General features: G+C 66.5%; 3 protein-coding genes. All 3 read left to right on the forward strand.

Going from position 1 to position 1,975, the window contains the following annotated elements; all coding sequences use genetic code 11:
• Positions 1 to 176: 176 nt before the first annotated feature.
• Positions 177 to 794, forward strand: coding sequence for a peptidylprolyl isomerase (locus tag B551_RS17405; protein ID WP_043440631.1), 618 nt, complete (start codon positions 177 to 179; stop codon positions 792 to 794).
• Between the two features lie 12 nt (positions 795 to 806).
• Positions 807 to 1,307 carry a peptidylprolyl isomerase gene (locus B551_RS17410; RefSeq protein WP_023264649.1) on the forward strand — a complete coding sequence of 167 codons (501 nt, stop codon included), beginning with the start codon at positions 807 to 809 and terminating at the stop codon, positions 1,305 to 1,307.
• 115 nt (positions 1,308 to 1,422) lie between these two features.
• Positions 1,423 to 1,975: UDP-2,3-diacylglucosamine diphosphatase (locus tag B551_RS17415; RefSeq protein WP_023264650.1), on the forward strand; the 553-nt coding region annotated here is incomplete at its 3' end.

Below are 1,975 nucleotides of genomic sequence, written 5' to 3' on the forward strand. Positions count from 1 at the left end.
GGATCGCGAAGACCTGGACTGAGCTGACCGCAGCATTGCCCGGCTCGCACCGCTTGGCCCATGCATGCGGCAGCGAGCGGGCGTGATCGTTATCCATGCGGGGCGATTGCCGGAATGGCGCGTCCATCGACCGCCTGCATCCGCCGGTCGTCCTCGCCCAATCCCTGGAGATTCCCATGTCCCTGACCCGACGCGGCGCCCTCGGCGCCATGCTGGCCGCGCTGATGGCCGGCACCCTGAGCTTCGGTGCCGCCCAGGCACAGGCGCCGGCTCCCTCCTCGGCGCCGGCAGCCTCGGCCGCCGAGCGCGTGCGCTTTGCCACCAGCGCCGGCAGCTTCACCATCGAGGTCTATCCCGACGCTGCGCCCAAGACGGTCGCCAACTTCCTGGAATACGTGAACAGCGGCTTCTACAGCGGCACGATCTTCCACCGCGTGATCAACGGCTTCATGGTGCAGGGTGGCGGCTTCGACCGCGACATGAAGCAGAAGCCGACGCGCGCGCCGATTCCGCTCGAGTCGCAGAATGGCCTGAAGAACAAGGCCGGCACCGTGGCGATGGCCCGCACCGGCGATCCGAACTCCGCCACGGCGCAGTTCTTCATCAATGTGGTAGATAATCCGAGTCTCGACTATCCGCAGCCGGACGGCAACGGCTATGCCGTGTTCGGCAAGGTGGTCGAAGGCATGGACACCGTCGATCGCATCAAGAAGTCGCCGACCACTGCCTACGGCCCCATGCGTAATGTGCCAGCCACGCCGATCGTCATCGAGTCGGCCACCATCGTCAAGTAACAGAGGAAAGCCATGTCCAAGGTCCAGCTGCAAACGAATCACGGCGCCATCGTCATCGAACTCGACGCCGACAAGGCGCCCAAGACGGTGGAGAACTTCCTGTCCTATGTCCGCAAGGGCCACTACGACAACACGATCTTCCACCGCGTCATCAAGAACTTCATGATCCAGGGCGGCGGCTTCGAGCCCGGCATGAAGCAGAAGCCGACCGACGACCCGATCGACAACGAGGCCGGCAACGGTCTGAAGAACGATCGCTACACCGTGGCGATGGCGCGCACCAACGCGCCGCACTCCGCCACCGCGCAGTTCTTCATCAACGTGGTCGACAACGACTTCCTGAATTTCACGTCGCCGACACCGCAGGGCTTCGGCTATGCGGTGTTCGGCAAGGTCGTCGAAGGCACCGATGTGGTCGACAAGATCAAGGGCGTGCGTACCGGCAGCGCCGGCTTCCATCAGGACGTGCCGCTCGAGGACGTCGTGATCGAGAAGGCGGTGGTGCTCGAGTAAACGTGCGCCGAGTCTTCGCGGCACATCGTCCCGCACGGCGCGGGCTGCCTCTTTGCGGCACAGCGCGCGCCATTGACGGCGGCATGCCCTCGCCCATGGAAATCGTTCCGGATCGATGAGCCCCGCCGCCAGCACGCCGGCTGCCTCCGTCCTCGCGGTGGAGGCGCCGGCGTGGTTCATTTCCGACCTGCATCTGACCCCCGGGATGCCGCGCACGCTGGCGGCATTCGAGCGCGTGCTCGAACGCGCCGCCGAACAGGCGCGCACCCTCTTCATCCTCGGCGACTTCTTCGAATTCTGGATCGGCGACGAGGAGAGCGAGGCACCGTTTCCGCGCGCCGTCGCCGCGGCGCTGGCGCGCCTGTCAGCGTGCGGCGTGCCCGTCTATCTGATGCACGGCAATCGTGACTTCCTGCTGGGCCCGCGCTTTGCCCGCGAGGCCGGCGCCACGCTGCTGCCCGACCCGACCGTGATCGACTGCGCCGGCCACCGCGTGGTGCTGACTCACGGCGACATGCTTTGCACCGACGACACGCGCTATATGCGCTTCCGGCACTGGACGCGCAAAGCCTGGATCCAGCGGCTGTTCCTGGCGCTGCCGCTGTCGTGGCGGCTGGGCATCGCGCGCAAGCTGCGCAGCGACAGCGAGGCCGGCCGCCAGCGGCCCG

Source organism: Cupriavidus sp. HPC(L) (assembly GCF_000307735.3).
Lineage (GTDB): Bacteria > Pseudomonadota > Gammaproteobacteria > Burkholderiales > Burkholderiaceae > Cupriavidus.

Excerpts from the sequence above, each read along its gene's own strand:
- B551_RS17405 (WP_043440631.1), top strand. The coding sequence starts at position 177 with ATGTCCCTGACCCGACGCGGCGCCCTCGGCGCCATGCTGGCCGCGCTG.
- B551_RS17410 (WP_023264649.1), top strand. The coding sequence starts at position 807 with ATGTCCAAGGTCCAGCTGCAAACGAATCACGGCGCCATCGTCATCGAA.